The following is a 22,726-nucleotide window of genomic DNA, read 5'->3' on the forward strand; positions in this document are numbered from 1 at the left end:
CGGGGGCGCTCAGGCGTTGGCTTTGGCAGGGATGGCGGCTGCCGGAGCAGGCATCGGCAGGGCGCTGGCCGCAGCCAGGGCTTGCTTCTGGGTTTCGGCGGCGAGGTATTGGCCGTTGACGATGGGCTCCACCGCCTTCATCTGGTGGGACACCGTGCAGTAGCGGTGCGTCTGCTGGAGGTTGCCGCGCTCGGCCAAGGCCTCGTTGCCCACCTTCTTGCGCAGCTTGATCACCGCATCGAAGATCGCCTCCGGCCGGGGCGGGCAGCCGGGCAGGTAGAGATCCACGGGAATCAGTTTGTCCACGCCACGCACCGCGGTGGTGGAGTCGGCGGAGAACATGCCTCCGGTGATCGTGCAGGCCCCCATGGCGATCACGTACTTCGGCTCCGGCATTTGCTCGTAGAGGCGCACCAGGGCCGGGGCCATCTTCATGGTCACGGTGCCGGCCACGATCAGCAGGTCGGCCTGGCGGGGGCTGGAACGGGGCACGAGCCCGAAACGGTCGAAGTCAAAGCGCGACCCGATCAGGGCCGCAAACTCGATGAAGCAGCAGGCGGTGCCGTAGAGCAGGGGCCAGAGGCTGCTGAGTCGGGCCCAGTTGTGGATGTCATCGAGGGTGGTCAGGATCACGTTCTCGGACAGGTCCGAGGTCACCGTGGGAGCCCCCACGGGATTGCAGCTGGCTGCCCGCAGATCCTTGAGGGCGTTGATGGAGAGGCTGTCAGCGGGAATCGTGTTGGTCATGGGTCAGCTCCACTCGAGGGCGCCCTTGCGCCAGGCGTAGGCCAGGGCCACCACGAGGATGGCGATGAAGATCAGGGCCTCGATGAAGGCCAGCAGGCCCAGACGGTGGAAGGCCACGGCCCAGGGATAGAGGAAGACGGTCTCCACGTCAAAGATGACAAAGACCAGCGCAAACATGTAATAGCGAATATTGAACTGGATCCAGGCACCACCAATCGGCTCCATGCCCGATTCATAGGTAAGTTCCCGTTCACCCACCCGGCTCTTCGGGGAGAGCAGCTTGTTGGCCACCAACGCCAGCACGGGTACGGCCGCTGAGATCAGCAGGAAGCCAAGAAAGGCGTCGTAGCCGGAGAGCACGAACATTCGGGCTGGCCAAACTTGGCCCGCAGTCTGGCATCCGCGCCCGGGGCCTGGGGCCCGTCGATACAGTGGGTCCACCACCTCAGGCCCTGGGATGAGCTCCACCGAAACGCCCGAGCCCCTTCCTGAGGCCACTTCGGCCCCTGAGCCCAATCCGGCTCCTGCGCCCACCCCAGCCGCCGAGCCCGCGGTGGACCCGGCGACCCATCGCTTTGAGTGCCGCAGCTGTGGCTTCGTCTACGACCCGGCCGAGGGGGTTCGCAAGCTGGCCATTGAGCCCGGCACCCCCTTCGTGGAGCTGGATCCCATCGGCTTCCGTTGCCCGGTCTGCCGCAGCCGGGTGGGCGCCTTCAAGGACATCGGCCCCCGCAACAAGCCCAGTGGCTTCGAGGAGAATCTCAATTTCGGCCTCGGGGTCAACCGCCTCACGCCTGGCCAGAAGAACGTGCTGATCTTCGGGGGCTTCGCCCTGGCCTTCGCCTTCTTCCTCTCCCTTTATTCCCTGCGCTGATGACTGGCTCGTTTCTGTCCCGTCCCTTTCAGCCTCTGCTGCGTCCCCTGATCAGCCTGCTTCTGGTGATCGGACTGGGCTTCGGGCTCTCCGGCTGTGTCACCACGGGGCTGCCGGCGGCCGCCACCAGTCCCTGGCAGCCCGTAGCCCTGGCCACCAAGGCCAATCCCCTCGATGTGGCCTTCACCAATGACCGTCATGGCTTTCTGGTGGGCAGCAACCGGTTGATCCTGGAAACCGACGACGGCGGGGCCAGTTGGGCCGAGCGGGCCCTCGACCTACCGGAGGAGGAAAACTTCCGTCTGATCAGCATCGATTTCCGTGGCGATGAGGGCTGGATCGCTGGCCAGCCCGGCCTGCTGCTGCACACGACCGACGCCGGCCAGAACTGGAGCCGCCTGTTTCTCGACACCAAGCTGCCCGGGGAGCCTTACCTGATCACGGCTCTGGGTCCCAACCAGGCGGAACTGGCCACCAACGTGGGAGCCATCTACAACACCCGTGACGGGGGCACCAACTGGCAGGCGGAGGTGGATGACGCCGCTGGAGCGGTGCGGGAGCTGCGCCGCTTCGATGACGGTCGCTATGTGAGCGTCAGCAGCTTGGGCAACTTCTTTTCCACCTGGGATCCCGGTCAGGGCACCTGGCAGCCCCACCAGCGCATGAGCAGCCAGCGGCTGCAGTCGATGGGCTTCCAGCCCGATGGAACCCTCTGGATGTTGGCCCGCGGCGCCCAGATCCGCTTCAACCCCGATGCCGCCAACGTGGAGGAGTGGGGCAAAGCCGTGGTGCCGATCACCAATGGCTATGGCTACCTCGACATGGCCTGGGCCCCCGATGGCTCGATCTGGACGGGTGGCGGCAGCGGCACCCTGCTGGTGTCCAGCGACGGCGGCAAGAGCTGGCAGAAGGATCCGGTAGGGGCTGCCCAGCCCTCCAACTTCACCCGCATCAGCTTCAGCCCCGATGGCAAGGGCTTTGTGCTGGGGGAGCGGGGCTCGCTGCTGCGCTGGGTGGGTTGAGCTGGTGTGGCTTGGCTGCTCTCCCGACGATGGCCGCAGCCGCCAACTTCTGTAACCAAGCCGCCGTTCCGCTCCCATGCGCCGGCGGCGCACCCCTAGGATCTCCGAGCTGAACGCTTGTCGCTATGGCTGCCGGCTCAACTGGAGAACGCCCGTTCTTCGAGATCATCACGAGCATTCGTTACTGGGTCATCCATGCGGTGACCCTGCCTGCCATCTTCCTGGCTGGCTTCCTGTTCGTGTCCACGGGCCTGGCCTACGACGCCTTTGGCACGCCTCGCCCTGACGCCTATTTCCAGGCTCAGGAAAGCAAGGCTCCTGTCGTGAGCCAGCGCTACGAGGGCAAGAGCCAGCTTGACCAGCGCCTGCAATAAGCCATGACCCAGTCTCCCGTTTCGACCACGCCCCGCAACTACCCGATCTTCACGGTCCGCTGGTTGTCGGTGCATGCCCTTGGCATCCCCACGGTGTTTTTTCTGGGGGCCCTGGCCGCCATGCAATTCGTTCGCCGTTGAGCCGGTTTCTCACCACCAGCCATGCAACGCTCCCCCAACCCCAACAACCTGCCGGTTGAGCTCAACCGCACCAGCCTCTTTCTGGGGCTGCTGTTCGTCTTCACGATCGGCATCCTCTTTTCGAGCTATTTCTTCAACTGATCCCTGATTCACGTCACCAGGAGAGCCCCCGATGAGCGGCAAGAAGTCCAACCTGCCTGACGGCCGGATTCCCGATCGTCTGCCCGATGGCCGTCCGGCCGTCGCCTGGCGTTCCCGCTGGACCGAAGGGGTGCTTCCCCTTTGGCTCGTGGCCACCGCCGGTGGCATGGCCGTCATTTTTGTGGTGGGTCTGTTCTTCTACGGCTCCTATGTGGGTGTGGGTTCCGCCTGAGGCGCCAGGGGTGCCGTTCTGAAAGCCCCTTCAGGCTTGCCTTCGGGCGGTCTGCGGGGGTTTTCTGGTGATCGGCACGACCCATCGGCCCCTTGTTGATCCACGGTCGAGCAGGCTGGGGGATGGGGCTTGCCGAAGCAGGTGACTTGGTTTGGCGAAGAAACGAACGCTGTTCAACAACCGCCTCCTGGCCACCTTGGCCGGGGTGCTTCTCAACGCCTATGGCGAGCTGTTTCGCCGCACCTCCCGGATCCGCTTTCAGGCCCACCCCGGGGTGGAGCAGTTGGTGAAGGAGCAGGGCTCAGCCGTGATCTTCGCCCTTTGGCACCGCCATGCCTTTTTCGTGCCGCTGTTGCGGGGCTTCCAGCGCCAGCCCATCACCGTGCTGCTCAGCGCCCATCGGGATGCCCAGATCGTGGCGGTGGCGGTGCGGCTTCGGGGTCTGAAGGTCGTGGCTGGCTCCTCAACCCGCGGTGGGCTGAAGGCCTATTTGCAGCTCCGCAGGGTTCTGGACCAGCGCCAGTCGGTGTGCATCACGCCCGATGGTCCGAAGGGGCCGGCCGAGCAGGTCAAGGCTGGGGTGATCCACCTGGCCCAGCTCTCCGGTTGCGCGATCGTTCCGGTGGCGGTTGCCTGTTCCCGTGTCCACCGTCTGCGCTCCTGGGATCGATCGGTATTGCCCTTGCCCTTCTCGCGTGTGGTGATCGCCCTCGGTGAGCCGTTGCGTTCGGAGGGCCCCCTCGAAAAGGGGCAGGACCACCTGGCTGCGGGTCTTCGTCAGGCGGCCGCTTGGGCCGGTGAGTCGTCGCCGTGACCCTGCCCCCCCTGTTTCTGCTGAGCCTGTATCGGCTGCTCGCCCTGGCGCTGACGCCCCTGTGGTTGGGGGTGTTGTTGCTTCGGCTGGCCCAGGGCAAGGAAGACCCACGGCGCGTCAGGGAGCGGCTGGGCTGGCCCACCTGCCGCCGGCCCCCGGGCCCGTTGGTGTGGTTTCACGCCGCCAGCGTCGGGGAACTCAACAGCCTGCTGCCGGTGTTGGCTGCGCTGCAGAGTCGCGATGGTGCTCCTGTGGTGCTGATCACCACGGTGACGCGCACGTCCGCTGCTCTGGCGGCGCGCGTCCTGCCACCTGGCGTGATCCATCAATATGTGCCGATCGACCATTGGCTGGCGTTCCTTCCCTTTCGCTGCCACTGGCGGCCCCGGCTGGGTCTGTTGGCTGAGGCCGAGCTCTGGCCAGAGCTCATGCAGGCGATGCCCCATCTCCAGCTCATCAACGCCCGAATGAGCGAGCGCTCCTTTCGGAGCCATCGACGTCTTCCCTGGTATGCGGGCTGGTTGCTCTCCAGGGTGGAGGTTTGCCTGGCCCAGTCCCAGGCCGATGCCGAGCGCTTCCGCAGGCTGGGCGCCCGCGACGTACGTGCTGCCGGGTCGACCAAGCTCGATGCGGCGCCGCCGCCGGTTGATCCAGGGCACCTGCAACGGCTGCAGCAGCTGTTCGCCGGCCGGCCGGTCCTGGTGCTGGCCAGCAGCCATCCCGGTGAGGAGGAGCAATGGCTGCGGGCCTGGTGCGGCCGAAACTTGGCGGCCCGCGGTTTCGGACTGCTGCTGGTTCCCCGCCATCCCCAACGGGCTGTGGAGGTGCGCGCCCTGGTGCGCTCCTGTGGGCTGTCGGCCACCCTCTGGAGTGAATGGGCCTCTGGGGCCTCGGTGTCCTCGGGGTCGCCGGCCGATGTGCTGGTGGCGGATGTGATCGGCGAGATGGGGACCTGGATCGCCGCGGCGACGGTGGTGGTGATGGGCGGCAGTTTCTATCCCTTGGGCCAGCCCCATGGAGGCCAGAATCCCCTGGAGCCCGCCGCCTTGGGGCGTCCGGTGCTCTGCGGCCCCGACATGGCCAACTTTTCTGACTTGATCGATCCCTTGGTGGCGGCAGGCTGCCTGCAGCAACAGGGTGATGTGGAAGGCTCCCTGGCCGCAGCCCTGCCACTGCTGGAACAGGCCGCGGCGCCCCCATCCACGGCCCAGGCCGTCCAGGCGCCGCCCGCCCGGCTGCGGTGGCAGGGCCCCTCGGCGCTGGTGGCCGATCTGGTGTTGGCCCGCTGCCTGTGATGCCACGTCTGTGACGCCATGCCCCTAACCACGCCGCGCTTCTGGTACGCAAGCCATCGCAGCTGGCAGGCCTGGCTGCTCGGGCCCTTCGGCTGGCTCTATGGCAAGGCCGTGGGCCTGCATCGCCGCCGCACGCGCCCCTGGCGTTGCGGTGTGCCCGTGCTCTCGATTGGCAACCTCACGCTCGGGGGAACGGGCAAGACCCCCTTGGGCATTGCCCTCTCCCAGGGGTTGGCCCAGCGGGGGTGGCGGGTGGCCGTGTTGCTGCGGGGCTATGGGGCCCGGCGGCGGGAGTCGCGTTTGCTCACCCCGGGCAGTCGCTTCGAGGATGTGGGCGATGAGGCCCTGGAATACGGCCTCGGTCTGGGAGCTGGTCCAGGCCCCTGGCCCGTGGCGGTGTGGGTGGGGTCCCACCGCTGCCACAGCGCCCAGCGGGCGATCGCCGCTGGCGCGGATCTGATCGTGCTGGACGATGGCCTGCAGCACTGGCCCCTCGCCCGCGACCTGGACGTGTCGGTGCTGGATGGCCGCCATGGCCTCGGCAACCGGCAGGTGTTTCCGGCGGGGCCCCTGCGGGAGCCGATCGAGCAGCTGGCCCGAGCCGACGTGCTCGTGCTCACTGGCTCCGGACCGGCGGCCCGGGCTCCGGCCGCGACCGGCTTGGCGTGTCCGGCGGAGTGGCCCCTCGGCCAGCCCTGGTTTGCGGTGCGTTTTCGACTGGAGCCGCCGCCGGAGCTGGTCGGCCAGCCCTTGTTGGCGTTCTGTGGCATCGGCCTGCCCCAGAAATTCTTTGCGGCGCTGCGGGCCTGCGGCCTCCAGCTGATGGCGACGGAATCCTTCCCGGATCACCACGTCTATGCTGACGCCGACCTGAATCGCCTGTTGGATTTGGCCCACGCCAACGGCGCCCATCTGGTCACCACGGTCAAGGATGGGCAGCGCCTGCCCCCTGGTTTTCGTGAGGCCGTGACGCTGGTGCCCCTGCGGGTCGAGCCCACCAGCCTGGAGCCGGTGCTGGAGCTCCTGGATCGTCGCTTGTCTGCCCTTGCCGGCCCCCATCGCCATGGTTGAGCTGGGTCGCCGTCGGGTCTTGGTCGTGGCCGGTGAGGCCTCCGGTGACCTCCACGGCGGCTTCCTCGTGCAGGAGCTCCAGCGTCAGCTGCCTGGGGTTGACGTTGCCGCTGTGGGCGGCGACCACCTGCGGGCCTGTGGCATCGACATCCTGGCTGATGTGCGCCTGCTCTCGGCGGCGGGGTTGGTCGAGATCGTCAGCAGCCTGCGCCGCCACCACCGGGTGATGGAGCTGCTCAAACAGCAGATGGACCAGCAGCGTCCCGACGTGGTGGTGTTGGTCGACTACCCGGGCTTCAACATGTTTGTGGCCAAGGAAGCCAAGAAGCGGGGGATTCCGGTCTTTTTCTACATTGCCCCCCAGGTCTGGGCCTGGGGCAAGGGCCGCGCCAAAAAGATGGAGCGGCTGATCGAAAGGCTGGCTGTGATTTTTCCCTTTGAAGAGGCGATCTTCAACGCCCATGGCCGAAACTTTGCCCGTTACGTGGGCCACCCCCTGGTCGATGAGCTGCACGTCAGCGGCACCCGGGAGCAGATTCGGGAGCGCCATGGCCTCTCGCTCAACCAGCCTCTGCTGGTGTTGATGCCCGGCAGTCGCCGCTCCGAGGTGCGGCTGCTGTTGCCCTCGATGCTGCAGGCAGCCGAGCAGCTCAAGAGTGACGGCTGGCAGGTGGTGTTGCTCAAGGCTCCCACGATTGATCGCTCCTATCTCGAAGAGGTCATAGGGGGGCGGCCCCTGCCGGTTGCCCTGATCGATGGGGATGCCTACAACCTGTTGCATGCCGCCGATGCCGGCGTCATCGCCTCTGGCACGGCGACCCTGGAGGCGGCCCTGCTGGGTTGTCCCCATGTGATTCTCTATCGCTTCTCCAGGCTCACGTATCTGATCGCCAAGTTGGTGATCGGTCGGCGCATCATTGGGCTGCCCAATGTGATCCTTGGTAGGCCATTGTTTCCTGAGTTGATTCAGAGAGATGTCACCGCTGCCAACATTGTGAGGTCGGTGCGGCGGATTGTTGCTGATCGAGGAGCCTTCGACCAGGCCGTGGCCGAATTGCAGGCCACCATGGGCCCCCCTGGGGCCTCCCGGAGGGCCGCGCAGGAATTGGTGGGGCTGATGCAATGAAATCCACGATTTACCGTCGATTGGCTCGTTATGGCCGGCGTCACCTTTGGCCAGCATTTTCTTTCGCCCTCTTCTTCAATTTCCTGTATGGCGCCTCCACGGGATTTGTTCCCCTGGTGATCCGCTATTTGTTCGACGATATTTTGCCTTCGAGTGATCGCAGCAGGCTTTATCTGGCCCCAATTGTTATTTTGTCGGTTATTCTTTTGCGGGCTGTTTCTCAATACCTGGGAGCTTTTCTCACCGAGTCTGTTGGTCAGTCCATCACCGCTGATCTTCGTCACGATCTTGCTGAGCGGATTCTGGATCTGCCCCAGGCCTACGTGGATCGCAATCCTTCTACTGTCTTGGTCTCACGGGTGCTCACGGATGTCAACCTGGTCAAAACTGGGATCGTGGATGGATTTTCCTCGCTTTTTAAAGACAGCCTCACCTTGGTGGTGTTGGTTGGCGTGGCCTTTTACCAGGATTGGTTGCTCTCCATCATTGCCTTCATCCTGTTTCCTCTGGCGATTTATCCCGTACTGAATTCCTCCAAGAAGGTACGCCGCCACTCCAGTAAGGGGCAGCTGAGCTTGGCTCGGTTGGCTTCCTTTTTGCAGGAGTCGGTCGTCGGTTTGCGGGTGGTGAAAATCTTTGGGATGCAGTCCTATGAGTTGGCCCGTTTTGAGGAGGAAAACCAGTCAGTGCTGCGGGCGGCGCTGAAGACCACCAGGGCCAAGCTGGCCAATCAGCCGTTGATTGAAGTTCTGGGGGCGATTGGTTTTAGTGCGGTGTTGGTGTATGGCGGTGAAAATGTCATTGCTGGTACCAGAACAACGGGTAACTTTTTTGCCTTCTTGACATCCCTCTACCTTTGTTACGCCCCATTCAAAGGGATTGCTCGCTCTAATTCAACCCTGCAGCAGGGGGTGTCGGCTGCTCAAGATTTGTTTGGCATTCTTGATACCCAGGCCGATCCTCCTGAGCCCGCCTCGCCCCGCGAACTCACCTCCATCTCCCGCGGCATCAAGGCCAGTCAGGTTTGTTTCGCCTATGAGGAAGAGCGGGTCATCGACAACCTGGATTTGGACTTGCCCATGGGCTGCACCATTGCCCTGGTGGGGGCTAGCGGTGGGGGCAAGAGCACAATCATTGATCTGTTCTGCCGTTTTTATGACCCCACCTCAGGGGTCATCACCATCGACGGGGTCGATCTCCGGGACGTGTCCCTGGGGTCGTTGCGTGCCCTGATCTCGGTGGTTGACCAGAACACGTTTCTGTTCAACGACACCGTGTCTGGAAACATTGCCTATGGGCTGGCCACCGCGAGCGCGGAGCAGATTGAGCAGGCGGCCCGGGCCGCCAATGCCCATGACTTCATCAGCCAGTTGCCCGATGGTTACGCCACGGTGATTGGCGAAAACGGCACCATGCTGTCCGGCGGGCAGCGCCAGAGAATTGCCATTGCCCGGGCCCTGATCAAGAACGCCCCGCTGCTCTTCCTCGATGAGGCCACCTCGGCGCTGGATTCGGCGTCCGAACAGGTGGTGCAGGAGGCGCTGGATCGGCTGATGGCGAACCGCACCACCTTGGTGGTGGCCCACCGACTCTCCACCGTGGTGAACGCCGATCGGATCTGCGTCATCGACGCCGGACGACTGGTCGAGTCGGGAACCCACGCCGAGCTGCTCGCTCGCGGTGGCCGTTATGCCCACCTATTTTCGACTCAATTCGCCAGCGCTGACGCGGGATCTCCTGGATGACCATCACCGCCGCCGCTGAGCAATCGGGCCTCGATCCCACCTACGACCGCCACGACTGGTCCAGTGCCTTTTGCAATGTGGAGGTAGAGCTCGATGGCGCCCCGCTGAGCGTGGTGCGTGGCACCATCCCCGAGGAGCTCAAGGGCACCCTGTACCGCAACGGCCCTGGTCGGCTGGAGCGCGGCGGCCAATGGGTGCATCACCCGTTCGATGGCGACGGCATGATCGCGGCCCTGCGCTTTGAAGGCGGCAAGGCCACCCTTCGCAACCGTTTCGTGCGCACCGAGGGCTGGTTGGCTGAGGAGCAGGCGGGCCAGATCCTGTATCGCGGTGTTTTTGGGACCCAGAAGCCCGGCGGCCCCTTGTCCAATGCCTTGGATCTGCGGCTCAAGAACATTGCCAACACCCATGTGGTGCGGCTGGGCGATCAGCTGCTGGCCCTGTGGGAAGCGGCTGAGCCCCATGCGCTCGACCCCGAAACCCTGGAGACCAGGGGCATCACCCTGTTGGATGGGGTCCTGCGCAAGGGTGACGCGTTCAGTGCCCATCCCCGCTTTGACCCAGGTCACCACGGTGCGCCGCGGATGGTCACCTTTGGCGTCAAGGCCGGTCCGCGCAGCACGGTGCGGTTGATGGAGTTTGCCGTGGAGGACGACCCGGCCGCTGGTGTCAAAGCGGGCCAGTTGCTCAGTGACCGCCGCGACAGCTTCAACGGCTTTGCCTTCCTGCACGACTTCGCCATCACCCCCAACTGGGCGCTGTTTCTGCAGAACGCGATCGCGTTCAATCCGCTGCCCTACGTCACCGGTCAGAAGGGCGCTGCCCAGTGCCTGCAGTCCAAGCCCGGCGGTCAGGCCAAGTTCTGGTTGATCCCCCGCGAGAGCGGGGCCTTTGCCGGCCAGCCGCCGCGCATCCTCGATGCACCCGACGGCTTTGTGTTCCACCACCTCAACGCCTGGGAAGACGAGGGAGCTGTGGTGGTGGAGAGCATCTACTACAGCGATTTCCCCTCGATCGGGCCTGATCAGGATTTTCGTGCCATCGACTTCGAGCTGCTGCCCGAGGGGTTGCTCGAGCAGTGCCGCATTGATCTGGGTGCCGGCACGGTCAGCACCACGCGGCTGAGCGAGCGCTGTTGCGAATTCGCCATGGTGAACCCCGAACGGGAAGGGCTGCCTTCCCGCTATGCCTGGATGGCGGTGGCCGAGCGCGAAACCGGTAACGATCCCCTACAGGCGATCAAGAAGCTCGACCTCCAGAGTGGTGAACGGCGCGTCTGGAGCGCTGCACCGCGGGGCTTTGTCAGTGAGCCAGTGATGGTGCCACGGCCTGGGTCCCAAGCGGAAGACGACGGCTGGGTGCTGGTGTTGGTCTGGAATGGAGCCCGCGGCGCCACCGATTTGGTGATCCTGCAGGCGGGGGATCTGAGCGAGCAGGCGGTGCTGGAGCTCCCCTTGGCGATTCCCTACGGCTTGCATGGCAGCTGGGCCCAGGCCTGAAGGCCGGCCCATCCGCCAGCGTGGCCATGCCGATCAGCGCTCCAACAGCTGGAGCAGGGCCGGCGCGAGCAGGGCGAAAGCCCTGCCCCGGTGGCCGATCTGGGCCTTCAGCGCTCCGTCCATTTCCGCAAAGGTGAGGCCGACCTCCGGCACCAGGAACACCGGGTCGTAGCCGAATCCTCCCGTGCCCCGTGGCGTCTCCAGGATCAGGCCTGAGCAGCGCCCCTCCACCTCGAGCTGGATGTGGCCGCTGGGGTCGGCCAGGGCCAGGGCGGCGGCGAAATGGGCCTGGCGGTTGGGGGTGCCCGCGGTGGCTTGGGCTTGCCCCAGCTCCTGCAGCAGCCGGGTGATCCTGGAGCTGTCGCTGTCGGCGTAGCGCGCTGAATGCACGCCGGGTGCACCCCCCAGGGCATCCACGCTCAGGCCCGAATCGTCGGCGAGGGCCCATTCGCCGGTGGCTTGGGCAACGGCGATGGCCTTGAGGCGGGCATTTTTGGCAAAGGTGGTTCCGGTTTCCTCCACCTCCAGCCCTTCGGGCTGGGGCTGGATCGCCAGGCCCAGGTTGGCCAGCAGGGCGCTGAATTCGCGCACCTTGCCGGCGTTACCACTGGCGATCACCAGTTTGGTGAGGGGTGAGGGGGCCATGGCATCGGCAGGCACGGCGTCAGCTCCCCTCCGCCAGGGCGCGCGCCCAGCCCAGCACCTCTTGCACCCGGGCCTCACTGGGGGCTTCGCAGTAGAGCCGCAGCAGCGGTTCGGTGCCGGAAAAGCGCAGCATCAACCAGTGGCTCGGGCCAAGACGCAGCTTCACCCCGTCGGTGGTGATCACGTCCAGCACGGGGCTGCCGGCCACCTCGCGCGGTGGGGTGGCGGCCAACGTTGCCTCCAGCCGCCGGCGGGACTCCATGTCGGGCAGACGCAGGTCGAGCCGGTCGTAGGCGGCGGCGCCCCCGCAGCGCTGCTGCAGGGCATCGATCCGCTCGCCCAGGGGCACGCCTCCCTCCACCAGCGCCTCGATCAGCAGCAGGGCCGCGAAGGGCGCATCGCGCTCGGGCAGGTGCATGCCGAATCCCACCCCGCCCGACTCCTCACCGCCCACCAGCACCTCACCCTGCAGCATTTCGGCGGCGATGTATTTGAACCCCACGGGCTTTTCCACCACCGTGCGACCCAGTCCCTCGGCCACCAACTGCATCAGGTCGGAGCCGCTGACGGTTTTGATCACGCAGCCCGGGAGCTGGCGGGCCCGGGCCAGGTGGTCGATGAACAGGGGCATCAGCAGCTGGGTGCTGCAGAAGCGGCCGCGTTCATCCACCGCGGCGATGCGGTCCCCGTCGCCGTCGAACACGATCCCCACCGCTGGTCGGCCAGCGGCCGTGCTGGCCCGTACCGCGGTGATCAGGTCGACCAGGTAGGGGGCGAGGGGTTCGGGTGGATTGCCCCCAAACAAGGGATCGCGGTTCGCCCGGATTTCGCGGATGGCGCCGCTGGCGGTGGCCCGTTCGCCCAGCAGGGCCGGCAGCACCCCAGCCGCCGAGCCATGCATCGGGTCGACGATCACGGTGAGCCCCAGGCGCTCGAGTCCCTCCGCCAGGGCGGCGGTGTTCACCTTGGCCTGGAGCCCGCTCACGTACGCGTCCAGGGCCGCCAGGCGGGGCGGTTGCCCTCCAATGGGCACGCTGATGCCGCCGGCGGCCAGCCGGGTTTCAACGCGGCGGGTGAAGTCCCCTTCCACCGAGCCGCCGAAGGGGCCCTTGATTTTTAGACCCAGCCATTCGGGCGGGTTGTGGCTGGCGGTGATCACCAGGGCGCCGAGGGCTTGGCGTTGCACCACCGCCCAGCTGGAGGCAGGGGTGGGGGTGGGGGTGTCGCTGAGCAGGGGTTCGAGGCCACAGCCCCGCACGGCGCTGCAGATCGCTTCAGCCAGTTCGGGGGCCAGGAAGCGGCGGTCGTAGCCGATCACCACCTCCTTGCTGGCCAGGCCCTCGGGGGCGGAGTGGGCCAGTTCCTGGGCGGCGGCGGCTGCCACCGGCAACAGGCGTTCCATGGTGATGTCGACGCCGAGGATGCCGCGCCAGCCATCGGTGCCAAAGGCGATCGGACTGGCCTCCAGGGGCAGGGGGGCTGAGGCCATGGGGGCGGGAACGCCGAGCTGGGTTGATTCTGCTGTGCCGCTGGCGCTCCAGCCCTAGCGTTTGCACTGGTGGATGCCCTCCTTGACGCCACTCCCACGAACGCCACTGCCCCAGCCGCCAGCTCCCCTGACCGATCGGCTGCTGCGCAGCTGGCTGCGCTGCCGGCGCCGCGCCTGGCTCGATCGATTTGGGGTGCCGGAGGAGCGTCAGTGGAATGCCCACCGCGCCCTGGCCCTCAACGACCAGCTGCGCAGTTTTCAGACCCTGCTGCCCAAGAGGCCTGGCCACGGTGAGGCCGCCTGCGCCGCTGGGGCACCCGGCGTGGTGGGGTTGCGGCTGCGGGGGACGGCCCCCCCGGCGCTGGGGGTTCCCCTGGAAGCCCATCCCGCCCTGTTGGAACGCATCGCGGGGCAGAGCCGCTGGGGCGCGTTCGCCTACCGGCCCGTGCTGGCCCGGCAGGGTCGGCGACTGACGCGGGAGGCGCGGTTGGTGCTGGGGCTGTGGGGGCGTTTGCTCGCCGACCACCAGCAAGCCCCGGTGCCCCATGGGCTGGTGGTGGCCGGGGAGGGCCGGGCTTTGCAGCGGGAGCGGCTCGCCCTCGGCGGCGGGCTCCAGCACCAGCTCGATGACAGCCTGCTGCGCCTGGCCGGCGATCTCGACCAATCCACCCCTCCGCCCCTGGTGAGTGACCGCAAGAAATGCACGCTGTGCAGCTGGCGCGGCCTTTGCGACCGGGAGGCCGTGGGGGTGGGGCACCTCAGCGAGGTGAGTGGCATTGGCGGCAAGCGCCGCGAGATGTTGCTGGAGCTGGGAGTCACCAGCCTGGCGGCCCTGGCGGCCCGGGAGCCCGAGCAGCTGGCCGAGGAGCTCGCCGTCTATGGCGAGCAGCATCGGGAGATCGCCGCTGAGCTGGTGGCCCAGGCCCGGGTCCAGGCCAGCGGCGTGCCCCAGCGGCTGGGGGACGAGCCGGTGCTGCCGGAGCTCGAGACAGCGCCGGGAGTGCTGCTGTACGACATCGAATCCGATCCCGATGCCCGCGACGACTTTCTGCACGGGTTCCTGGTGCTGGAGCGGGAGCCCGGGGGGGGCTGGAACCTGGACTCGGCGCGGTATCAGCCGTTGCTGGCCCTCCAGGAGCATGGAGAACCACGCCTTTGGCAGCGGTTGCAGCGCCTGCTGGACCGCTATCCGGGCTGGCCGGTGCTGCACTACGGCGAAACCGAGGTGATTGGTTTGGTGCGCCTGGCCCAACGCCAGGGTGCCAGTGAGGCCGAGGTGCAGCGGTTGCGCGGGCGGATGCTGGATGTGCACGCCCGGCTACGGCGCCACTGGCGTTTGCCGGTGAGCAGCTACGGCCTCAAGGCGGTGGCGGCCTGGTTGGGCTTTGCCTGGAGCCAGAAGGGGGTGGATGGGGCCCGCTGCCTGCTCTGGTGGCGGCAGTGGCGGCAGTGGCATCGCGCCGGTGGGGCCCGGGGGCGGGCCAGCCGCCACCAGCTGCAGCGCATCTTTCTCTACAACCGCGACGACAGCCTCGCCACCGGGGCCGTGGTGCGCTGGCTCTTGGCCCAGCCCTGATTCGTCAGGTTGAAGGCTTTAGGGCTGACGGCCCGCTCCAACCGGCGGATCCACAAAGGTTGGCGGCCGTGACAGCTGCAGGCTGGGTGCCTGGGGCCCGTTGCCGGCCTCGAGCTCAGTCCATTCTAGGGCCTGGCGGCGCACCAGGGCCAGGCCGATCCAGAGGCCATCGCCGAGGTGCAGGGCTGAGGTGATCTGGCCGGCCCGTCGGCTGCTGTCGTCCCCTTCCCCTGGGCTGAACAGGGCGCTGGGGGGGGCACTGGCGGGGCTGTCGCCGGCCGGTGATTGCCAGTGCCAGCGCCGCAGCTGTCGTTTCACTCCGTCGTAGGTGGCCAGTTTCGCCAGGGTTTCCTGGCCCACGTAGCACCCTTTGCTCAGGCTCACCCGATCGGCCAGGCCCACTTCAAAGGGGTTGGTGTCTTCGTTGATTTCGCCTGGGGCGGCTGGGGTGCCCTGTTGGATCCGCCAACGCTCCTGCTCCTGGGGGGAGAGGGGAGGGCGATCGGCCAGCCAGAGGGGCAGTGCCGCATCAGGTCGCAGCACCAACCGCGACCCCAGCAGCCAGCCGCTGCCATTCTCCAGGGCCAGCCAGCCGCCCTCGGGGCTCTCGGGCAGGCTTCCGGTGGCGTCTCCAAGGGGAGCAACCAGCTGGGCTGGCACCACGGGGCCCAGCCGCACCTGATCGGCGGGGAACAGCACCCGATCGAGGGCCTGCCAGATGCCCGCTGCCTCGCCACTGGTGAGCAGCAGCCAGGCGCCGTCGTCATCCACCAGCACCTCCGCGAGGGCCCTGAGGCGGCCTGTGGCGCTGATGCAGCAGGTGGGAATCCAGCTGCCCGGGGGCTGGGTTTCGATCGCGGCACTGGTCTGGCCGTGCAGGAACCGGCGGGTGTCAGGGCCGTCGAGTCGGATCAGGCTGGCGTCTTGCTGACGGCGGCGGGGCCCGTCGGGTTGCCAGTCCCAAGGGGTGGCCGTCATGGGGTGGCCAGCTGGGCGGCCGCGGCGGCCACCTCGTCCAGCAGAAACAGGCTGCGCAGGTCCAGCCCCGCTGCCGTCATGGCCTCGAGGCCCCCTTCCTGGCGATCCACGATCGTCACCACCCGCTGCACCTGATACCCCGCTTCCCGCAGCTGGTGCACGGCCTTCAGTGACGACCCGCCGGTGGTGACCACGTCCTCGAGCACGGTGATGGTGCTCCCGGGCTCCGGCAGCGGACCTTCCAGCCAGGCGCCGGTGCCATGGCCCTTGGCTTCCTTGCGCACGATCAGGGCGTCGAGCTCCCGTCCCGCCAAGGCGGCCCGCATCGCCACGGCGCTCACCAGGGGGTCGGCTCCGAGGGTGAGGCCGGCGACGGCGATGGCTTCAGGCTCCACCTGCTCCAGCATCAAGGCCCCCAGCAGGGCCAAGCCCGTGCCGCTGAGGCTCACGGGCTTGCAGTTGACGTAGTGGTGGCTGGTGCGCCCGGAGGCCAGGGTGAACGTGCCGTGGCGGTAGGCCCGGGTGGCGAGCAGCGGTAGCAGGGCCACCCTCAGCTCGGCAGAGGTGGCGGTGGGGGAGGTGGCAGCTGGAGAAACGGTCGACAAGATCTGGTGCAATTGCGATTGGTTGACTAGTTTGCGTCCAACGTGACATGTCCAGCTGTAGGGCGGACTGGATCCATGGCGATTGCCAACCCCTTCACCGTTTCGACCAGTGCTGTTGGTCACCGCTTGGCACTGGGCGTGGCCTGTGCGGCGATCGGCGGCCTACTGGCGGCTCCAGCCTCGGCAGGCCCTGTGGTCTGCACCACAACCCTGGAAGCCCCAGTCGCCAACGGTCAGACGGCGGCCACCGGGCCTGTGGAAGTGACGCGCTGTGGCGCTGTGCAGACGTCCTCCCAACTGATGGAGCAGCGCTTCTTCAGTTACACAGCCCCCTTCGCCCGGGGCGTCAGCCTGACCAACCAAGTCACTGACCTGCTTGGAATCGCCATGGGTGGTGGCGATGGCACCAAGGTCATGGGCTTTGGCTTCCCTGAGCAGACGATCATCTGGGATGGCACCGCCGTCGAGAACACCTACCAGGTGTTGCTGGAGAAGCAGAGTGATCCGATGCCCTGGCGCACGGCTGATGTAACCAATGGCTACTCCGGCAGCCTGGGTTCGGCCGGGGTGTCCCAGCAGAGCGCTTGGCAGGATGGCGGGGCCAGCTATGGGGCGCCGGTTCGAGGCCTCTGGTAGGCCTAGCCCCCGGGGGTCTAGCAATCTGGTGAATGCAGCGAACTCATAATTCGCCTTAGGCGAGTTCGATCCTCGCGACCCCCATCTGGCTGGGGACTCCAGCCGCTCCTATTCTCGGGCCAGTGATGGCTCCCCGGGTGGGGTCTCCCCGTGATTCAAGTCCTGGCGCTGGCCATTCTGCTGGCCATGTTGGCCTTCTTTGCGGCTGGGGAATTCGCCCTGATCCGGCTGCGGCCCAGCAGGGTGCGTCAGCTTGAGGAGGCTGGCGAGCCCGGTGCCAAGGCCGTCGCCAAGCTGCAGCACCGGCTCCGGCGCGTGTTGGTGGCCACCCAGTTGGGGGCGGTGCTGGCCCTGGTGGCCCTGGGTTGGGCCGGCCGGGGGCTGGCTGAGCGACTGGGGGCCTGGCTGGCCAGCCAGCCTGGCTTGGGCCCCTGGCCCCAGGGGTGGCTCGATGCCGCCGTTTTTCTCGTGCTGGTGCTGCTCGCCACCGTGCTGGGAGGGCTGCTGCCCAAGGCCTGGGTGTTGCACCGCCCCGAGGTTTCGGCCCTGCGGCTCGCCCCCCTGCTGGATTCCGTCAGCCGCAGTCTGGCGCCGCTGCTCTCCCTGATCGAACGCTTCAGTGGCGTCCTGTTGCGCTTGCTGGGACTGCCGCGCAACTGGGATGAGCTGGTGCCCGCCCTATCCGCCGGCGAGCTCGAAACCCTGATTGAAACGGGCAGCGTTACGGGTCTGATGCCCGACGAACGCAACATCCTGGAGGGGGTGTTCTCGTTGCGGGACACGCTTGTGCGCGAGGTGATGGTGCCGCGCGCCGGCATGGTCACCCTGCCGCTTGACGTCAGTTTTGCTGAGCTGATGCGCGAGGTGCATGACACGGCCCATGCCCGCTTTCCCGTGATCGGCAGCTCCCTCGACGATGTGCGTGGCCTGCTGGACCTCAGGCGGTTGGCGGATCCCATCGCGCGGGGCCTGCTCAGTGCCGATACGCCGCTGGCTCCCTATATCACCCCCGTGACGCGCGTTCAAGAGAGCACACCGCTGGCAGACCTGCTCCCCTTGATCCGCAGTGGCCAGCCCCTGCTGGTGGTGGTCGATGAACACGGCGGCACCGAAGGGCTCGTCACCGTGGCCGACCTCACCAGCGAGATTGTCGGTGAAGACGACGGTTCCCTGGAGGCGGCGCAGGACCTCCAGCAGCTGGGGGAGGGCAGTTGGTCGGTGGCCGGGGATCTCGAGATCTTCGAGCTCAATCGCCAGCTGGCCCTGCAGTTGCCGGAGGCCGAAGGGCACCACACCCTGGCGGGCTTTCTGCTCGAGCGGCTCCAGCACATCCCCTCTCCTGGAGAAGGCTTGCGCTGGAAGGGTCATCAGTTTCTGGTGCTGGCCATGGATGGCCCCCGGATCGAACGGGTCCAGATCGATCGACCGCTGGCCGAGCCGATCACTGATAATGCCGCCAGCCGCGAGCCCTTGCCTTGAACCCTGTGCGTGTGGGTGTCATCGGCATTGGCAACATGGGCTGGCACCACGCCCGGGTGCTGAGCCTGATCAAGGATGCCCAGCTGGTGGGGGTGGCTGATCCTGATCCGGTTCGGGGACAACTCGCCACCGAACAGTTCGGCTGCCGCTGGTTTCCGACCTACGAGACCCTGCTGGCGGAGGTGGATGCGGTCTGCATCGCCGTGCCCACCCTGTTGCACCATCGGGTCGGTCTGGCCTGCCTCCGGGCTGGTGTGCACGTGTTGATCGAGAAGCCGATCGCCGCCAGCCAGGAGGAAGCCGCTGAACTGATCCATGCCGCTGAGCAGGCGGGACGCCTGTTGCAGGTGGGCCATATCGAGCGCTTCAACCCCGCCTTCCGCGAGTTGGTGAAGGTGGTGGCCAATGAGGAGGTGGTGGTGCTCGAGGCGCGGCGCCACAGCCCCAACGCCGACCGGGCCAATGACGTGTCCGTGGTGCTGGATCTGATGATCCACGACATCGATCTGGTGCTGGAGCTGGCCGGGGCCCCGGTGATTCGGCTGGCGGCCGCCGGAGGGCGCAGCGCCGAAGGCCCGATCGATTACGTCAATGCCACCCTGGCATTCGCCAACGGGGTGGTGGCCAGCCTCACGGCCAGCAAGATGGCCCACCGCAAGATTCGCAGTCTTTCGGCCCACTGCCGCAGCAGCCTGGTGGAAACGGATTTCCTCAACCGCACGCTGCACATTCACCGCCGCGCCCATGAGTCGGTGAGTGCCGATCACGGTGAGCTGGTGTATCGCTCCGATGGCGTGATCGAGGAGGTGAGCACCACATCGATCGAGCCTCTCTACGCCGAGCTGGAGCACTTTCTTCAGTGCGTGCGGGGGGTTGAAACGCCCGCCGTGGATGGGCTGCAAGCCTCCCGGGCCCTGCAACTGGCCGACCTGATCGAGCAGTGCGTGGAGCAGCCCAACCTCTGCATGAGCCTCGACGAGCCGATTTAGGCGCCGCTGGTCTCGGTGAGCTGGCGCAAGGCCTCCAGTTGCCAGTGGCGGCAGTCCGCCGGGGAGGAGAGGTAAAACGCATCCCAGGCGTCCGCCTTGTGCTGGCCGTACTGCCCTGCCGGGATGGTGGGGTGTCGTTGTTGCCAGCCCACCCGCACGGCGTGACCGATCACCACATCGAGCACGAGGTCATCGTCGAAGACCACCTTGGGGTTGGCTCCCACGAAGGCGATCAGGGTGATCAGGGTTTCGGTGCAGAGCTGGCGGTAGTCCGGGGCCTCAATCTTGCTCAACAGGTGATCCACCAAGGCCGCGAAGTTGTGTTCGCCCGGGGTCTTCTCGCTCAGTAGCGGAGCGCTGTCGAGCCGGTTGCGTTTCTCGAGTTTGTCGCCGATCACGATGCCGCGGCAGTGGTGCAGCAGATCCCAGATGCCGGGGTAGAAATCGCGGGGTACCCGGCCCAGGGCGCCGAGGCGCAGGCGGTGCTGCAGCCAGCAGCCCCCCCGGGGCAGCTCGCCCTGGGGATCGGGTACATCCCAGCGCACCCGTCCGCTCACATGCAGTTGCTCCTTGCGCTGCAGGGCGGCCTTGGCGTGCTCCAGGTCGGCGAGCACGGCCCGCAACCGCCGTTGGATGGCGTGGGGCGGTTGGTCGCAGAGGGCTTCAAAGGCGTCGATCGGACTGAGGTCGGCCTCGGTGGCCAGCTCGCCGGTGAGCAGCAGCAGCAGCTGCCCCAATTGCAGGGTGAGGCTGCCACTGAGCAGGTCAGGCTCGCGGCGGGCCAGGCCATCGAGGGCCAGCAGCAGTTCCTGCTGCAGCATCCATTCCCGGCCGTCTTCACCGCTGAACCGCTTGATCATGGCGGCGATGCTGGCGCTGCCCTGGGGTTCGCTGATCCGGGAATCGCTGGTGTAGTTCCGCCCGACCACCACCTGCTTCTGGCGCACCAACAGGTCGGTGAGGGCATCCTCCAGCTGGGGATGCACCAGGTCGAGGGACCCTGCCACCCGTCGCACCACGTTCCAGTCGGCTTCGGCCAAGGCGCGGCGGTAGACCTCTTCAAGCAGGTCCCGCAGCCGAACGGCCTGGCTCCCCGCGGGCCCCTGCAGACGGGAATCGGGCCCCAGGCGCCGCACCAGCTGCTCCAGCACTTCGCCCTGCTCCTCCAGGGACGAACTGAGCCAGAGCCGCTCGGCCAGTTCGCCGATGCTGATGTCGTCGCGCTCGAGATCCTGCTCTTCCCGGGCGGAGAGGGGGGCCTGGCTGGTGCTGGCCCGCAGGGGGATGGGCGACGGGGACTCCGGGCCGGATCCGGTGCCGGCCTGGGGCGGCAATGGGATCCAGCAGGCCTGGTCCACCAGCTCAGCCAGGGGGGCCAGCTGCACGGGCACGCCGTCGAGCAGCCCCCCCTGCAGCTCGCGCCCCAGCCTCAGAAAGGCCTCGGGATTGGCCTGGAAGGCCCCTGCGGCCACCGGCACCAGCAGCAACGGGGAGCCGCTGCCCCGCCAGTGCCGTTGCAGCAGGCGCAGTTCCGCCCGGACGGTGTCGACCAGCTGTTCGGGGTCGTCGGCGAGATAGAACGTGTCCTCCTCCAGAACGGCGGGCAGAAAGGCGTGCTGGCTGTCGCCTTGCCGATAGAGGCGCGCTGTGGCCATGGTTTCCATCCGCACCGGGGGATGGCCCGTGAGCCCCAATCTGGGGTTGGCCCCCACCTGGGCCATGCGCTGGGCCAGGGCCCGGGAGCTGCCGATCTGCACGCCCCCGGGCTGGGCGCTGTCGTGGGCCACGGGGAGGCCCGCGGCCTGCAAGGCCGTGGCGATGGCCCCATTGCCGGGCACCAAGGCGACAAGCACCTGCTCAGCGCCGAGGGGGCTGGGCCGACGTCGCCCGAGCGGATCCAGGTCGTCCGGGGTGATCAGTCCATGCAGGAGTAGGTCGGAGAGCCAGGTGAGGCTCTGGGTCCACAGCAGGGGAACGTTGGGATTGGCCACCCGGCGCTGGCTGCCCGGCTGGCGCCGCTCGGCTTCGATCGCCTCCTCGGGCACGAGGTAGAGCTCGGGCAGCAGCGCCCCCCCCTCCTGGTCCAGGCTCACCGCCGCCAGGCGCTGGCGCCACGCGCGCGCTTCCTCCCAGCGCTCCTCGCAACAGGCGGTGATCAGCTCGTAGGCCCAGAACAGGGGCCACTCACACTCCAGGTGCTCGAACTCGGCCAGTTCCTCCCGCTCGTAATGCAGGCGGGTGTGGTCTTCCACCACGGTCTGGTGGCCATCGCGGCGAAAGCGCTTGTAGCCGTAGGTGCCCCCCAGCTCCGTCCGGATCTTGTCCCGGGTGCGCTGGCGGAGCTGGGGATCCTCCACGGCCCAGGCCGGATAGCCAATCACCGAGAGGCAGGCACTGTCGACCTCCTTGCTGGCTGATTCCCGGGGCAGCAGGCTCCGCAGGGCGCGTCGCAGCCGCACGATCGCGTCGTGGGGGATCACCAGACAGCAGCTGCCGTCGCCATGGGGGCCGAAGAGGTCCAGGCCTTCCAGGGATTCGAGGGCGGCCTTCACCAGGCCGATGGAGCTGGCGTTGCGCTCGGGTTGGCCGTGGTTGCCCTTGTCTCCCCGCTCCCAGATGCCGTAGTCGGACACCCGGTAGGCCCGTGCCACGTAGTACACGAGGTTTTGCACGAAGTCGCACTCGTGGCTGCTCTGGAGCACCACCAGGCCGGAGCGGGTCAGCTGGGCCAGCTGCAACAGGAACAGGGCGGTGGCATCCAGCTGGAGATGGCCCCAGCCGTCGTCGGGCACCACCGGGGCCCCGGTGGCCGTGTCGAACTTGGCGTGGATGGCATGCAGCCGGTGCAGGCTGTGTTTGAACCGCTCCACCTTCGGCGCCTGGCGAAGCATGGCGTTGAGCAGGCCGCGCATCAGCTGCAGCACCCGGGCTTCCAGCTCATAGACCCGCCGGTTCGCGCCCCGCAGCCGCCGATGGGCCAGGGCCAGTCCCCAGACGCATTGGATCGAATAGACGCAGTCGCGCACCCAGGCATCGCCGTAGTTGCCGTGCACCGTGTGGGCCGTGCTGGCGGGCAGGAGGCCGGTGATCGGATGCTGGCGGGCCAGCACCACCCGATCGATCTGGGCATCCAGCTCCTGCAGCACCGCCCAGGCCTGGGCAGGATGGACCACGTCCGGCTCTGAGGCGTCGGCTGCACCGGTGCTGTCGGTGGAACCCTTCATCGGCAGGGATTGCGCCATCGATGT

At 67.1% G+C, this 22,726-nt stretch carries 23 protein-coding genes and 1 tRNA gene; 17 read left to right on the plus strand and 7 right to left on the minus strand.

The window, feature by feature from the left end; all coding sequences use genetic code 11:
• Positions 1–9: 9 nt before the first annotated feature.
• Together KBY71_RS01680 and ndhC are read right to left on the minus strand one after the other, a co-directional pair.
• Positions 10–747 carry an NADH dehydrogenase subunit K gene (locus tag KBY71_RS01680; RefSeq protein ID WP_254927269.1) on the minus strand — a complete coding sequence of 246 codons (738 nt, stop codon included), beginning with the start codon at positions 745–747 and terminating at the stop codon, positions 10–12.
• Between the two features lie 3 nt (positions 748–750).
• Positions 751–1,113: a photosynthetic/respiratory NAD(P)H-quinone oxidoreductase subunit C gene (ndhC, locus tag KBY71_RS01685; RefSeq protein ID WP_190388657.1), complete on the minus strand. Its 363-nt coding sequence runs from the start codon at positions 1,111–1,113 to the stop codon at positions 751–753.
• Between the two features lie 91 nt (positions 1,114–1,204).
• Between ndhC and KBY71_RS01690 the strand changes: the two genes are divergently transcribed.
• From KBY71_RS01690 to KBY71_RS01745, 12 genes are all read left to right on the plus strand, one after another.
• Positions 1,205–1,621 carry a rubredoxin gene (locus KBY71_RS01690; protein WP_254927270.1) on the plus strand — a complete coding sequence of 139 codons (417 nt, stop codon included), beginning with the start codon at positions 1,205–1,207 and terminating at the stop codon, positions 1,619–1,621.
• On the plus strand, positions 1,621–2,643 hold the full coding sequence (locus KBY71_RS01695) for a photosynthesis system II assembly factor Ycf48 (protein ID WP_254927271.1): 1,023 nt from the start codon (positions 1,621–1,623) through the stop codon (positions 2,641–2,643). Before KBY71_RS01690 ends, KBY71_RS01695 begins: the two co-directional genes overlap by 1 nt.
• A 125-nt stretch (positions 2,644–2,768) precedes the next feature.
• Positions 2,769–3,017, plus strand: a complete 249-nt coding sequence (gene psbE / locus KBY71_RS01700) for a cytochrome b559 subunit alpha (protein WP_254927272.1) — start codon at positions 2,769–2,771, stop codon at positions 3,015–3,017.
• A 3-nt stretch (positions 3,018–3,020) separates the two neighbouring features.
• The gene (gene psbF / locus KBY71_RS01705) at positions 3,021–3,158 is read left to right on the plus strand and encodes a cytochrome b559 subunit beta (RefSeq protein WP_190388660.1); all 138 of its coding nucleotides are present in this window, start codon (positions 3,021–3,023) and stop codon (positions 3,156–3,158) included.
• A gap of 21 nt (positions 3,159–3,179) precedes the next feature.
• Positions 3,180–3,299, plus strand: coding sequence for a photosystem II reaction center protein L (locus KBY71_RS01710; protein ID WP_094559111.1), 120 nt, complete (start codon positions 3,180–3,182; stop codon positions 3,297–3,299).
• Between the two features lie 31 nt (positions 3,300–3,330).
• Positions 3,331–3,531 (plus strand): photosystem II reaction center protein J, encoded by a 201-nt coding sequence (locus tag KBY71_RS01715; protein ID WP_094559112.1) that lies wholly within the window; start codon positions 3,331–3,333, stop codon positions 3,529–3,531.
• A 151-nt stretch (positions 3,532–3,682) separates the two neighbouring features.
• The gene (locus KBY71_RS01720) at positions 3,683–4,345 is read left to right on the plus strand and encodes a lysophospholipid acyltransferase family protein (RefSeq protein ID WP_254927273.1); all 663 of its coding nucleotides are present in this window, start codon (positions 3,683–3,685) and stop codon (positions 4,343–4,345) included.
• A complete protein-coding gene (locus tag KBY71_RS01725) occupies positions 4,342–5,640 on the plus strand; it encodes a glycosyltransferase N-terminal domain-containing protein (protein ID WP_254927274.1) in 1,299 nt (432 codons plus the stop codon). The genes KBY71_RS01720 and KBY71_RS01725 overlap by 4 nt, the downstream gene beginning before the upstream one ends.
• A gap of 18 nt (positions 5,641–5,658) precedes the next feature.
• Positions 5,659–6,711, plus strand: coding sequence for a tetraacyldisaccharide 4'-kinase (gene lpxK, locus KBY71_RS01730; protein WP_254927275.1), 1,053 nt, complete (start codon positions 5,659–5,661; stop codon positions 6,709–6,711).
• Positions 6,704–7,837 carry a lipid-A-disaccharide synthase gene (gene lpxB, locus KBY71_RS01735; RefSeq protein WP_254927276.1) on the plus strand — a complete coding sequence of 378 codons (1,134 nt, stop codon included), beginning with the start codon at positions 6,704–6,706 and terminating at the stop codon, positions 7,835–7,837. The genes lpxK and lpxB overlap by 8 nt, the downstream gene beginning before the upstream one ends.
• Positions 7,834–9,582, plus strand: coding sequence for an ABC transporter ATP-binding protein (locus KBY71_RS01740; RefSeq protein ID WP_254927277.1), 1,749 nt, complete (start codon positions 7,834–7,836; stop codon positions 9,580–9,582). The genes lpxB and KBY71_RS01740 overlap by 4 nt, the downstream gene beginning before the upstream one ends.
• Positions 9,579–11,081 carry a carotenoid oxygenase family protein gene (locus KBY71_RS01745; RefSeq protein ID WP_254927278.1) on the plus strand — a complete coding sequence of 501 codons (1,503 nt, stop codon included), beginning with the start codon at positions 9,579–9,581 and terminating at the stop codon, positions 11,079–11,081. Before KBY71_RS01740 ends, KBY71_RS01745 begins: the two co-directional genes overlap by 4 nt.
• Before the next feature lie 33 nt (positions 11,082–11,114).
• Here KBY71_RS01745 and rdgB read toward each other — a convergent pair whose 3' ends face one another.
• Both rdgB and KBY71_RS01755 read right to left on the minus strand, forming a co-directional pair.
• Positions 11,115–11,726: an RdgB/HAM1 family non-canonical purine NTP pyrophosphatase gene (rdgB, locus tag KBY71_RS01750; protein ID WP_254927320.1), complete on the minus strand. Its 612-nt coding sequence runs from the start codon at positions 11,724–11,726 to the stop codon at positions 11,115–11,117.
• A 19-nt stretch (positions 11,727–11,745) separates the two neighbouring features.
• Positions 11,746–13,215 (minus strand): phosphoglucomutase/phosphomannomutase family protein, encoded by a 1,470-nt coding sequence (locus KBY71_RS01755; RefSeq protein WP_254927279.1) that lies wholly within the window; start codon positions 13,213–13,215, stop codon positions 11,746–11,748.
• Between the two features lie 82 nt (positions 13,216–13,297).
• Between KBY71_RS01755 and KBY71_RS01760 the strand changes: the two genes are divergently transcribed.
• Positions 13,298–14,791 (plus strand): TM0106 family RecB-like putative nuclease, encoded by a 1,494-nt coding sequence (locus KBY71_RS01760; protein WP_254927280.1) that lies wholly within the window; start codon positions 13,298–13,300, stop codon positions 14,789–14,791.
• An 18-nt stretch (positions 14,792–14,809) separates the two neighbouring features.
• Here KBY71_RS01760 and KBY71_RS01765 read toward each other — a convergent pair whose 3' ends face one another.
• Both KBY71_RS01765 and pyrE read right to left on the minus strand, forming a co-directional pair.
• On the minus strand, positions 14,810–15,769 hold the full coding sequence (locus KBY71_RS01765; protein ID WP_254927281.1) for a folate-binding protein YgfZ: 960 nt from the start codon (positions 15,767–15,769) through the stop codon (positions 14,810–14,812).
• A complete protein-coding gene (pyrE, locus tag KBY71_RS01770; protein WP_396095053.1) occupies positions 15,766–16,374 on the minus strand; it encodes an orotate phosphoribosyltransferase in 609 nt (202 codons plus the stop codon). Before pyrE ends, KBY71_RS01765 begins: the two co-directional genes overlap by 4 nt.
• Positions 16,375–16,449: 75 nt before the next feature.
• On the opposite strand from pyrE, the gene KBY71_RS01775 reads away from it, so the two are divergent.
• The 4 genes from KBY71_RS01775 (at position 16,450) to KBY71_RS01790 (ending at position 19,478) form a co-directional block, all read left to right on the plus strand.
• Positions 16,450–17,010, plus strand: coding sequence for an Occludin/ELL family protein (locus KBY71_RS01775; protein ID WP_254927282.1), 561 nt, complete (start codon positions 16,450–16,452; stop codon positions 17,008–17,010).
• 11 nt (positions 17,011–17,021) lie between these two features.
• A tRNA-Ile gene (locus KBY71_RS01780) sits at positions 17,022–17,094 on the plus strand.
• A gap of 69 nt (positions 17,095–17,163) precedes the next feature.
• Positions 17,164–18,489: a hemolysin family protein gene (locus tag KBY71_RS01785; protein ID WP_254927322.1), complete on the plus strand. Its 1,326-nt coding sequence runs from the start codon at positions 17,164–17,166 to the stop codon at positions 18,487–18,489.
• Positions 18,486–19,478, plus strand: a complete 993-nt coding sequence (locus KBY71_RS01790) for a Gfo/Idh/MocA family protein (RefSeq protein ID WP_254927283.1) — start codon at positions 18,486–18,488, stop codon at positions 19,476–19,478. The genes KBY71_RS01785 and KBY71_RS01790 overlap by 4 nt, the downstream gene beginning before the upstream one ends.
• Here the strand turns inward: KBY71_RS01790 and KBY71_RS01795 are convergent.
• Complete coding sequence (locus KBY71_RS01795) at positions 19,475–22,720, minus strand: glycoside hydrolase family 15 protein (RefSeq protein WP_254927284.1); 3,246 nt, start codon at positions 22,718–22,720, stop codon at positions 19,475–19,477. The genes KBY71_RS01790 and KBY71_RS01795 overlap by 4 nt on opposite strands.
• Positions 22,721–22,726: the final 6 nt, after the last annotated feature.

This window comes from Cyanobium sp. T1B-Tous, assembly GCF_024345475.1.
Classification (GTDB): Bacteria; Cyanobacteriota; Cyanobacteriia; order PCC-6307; family Cyanobiaceae; genus Cyanobium_A.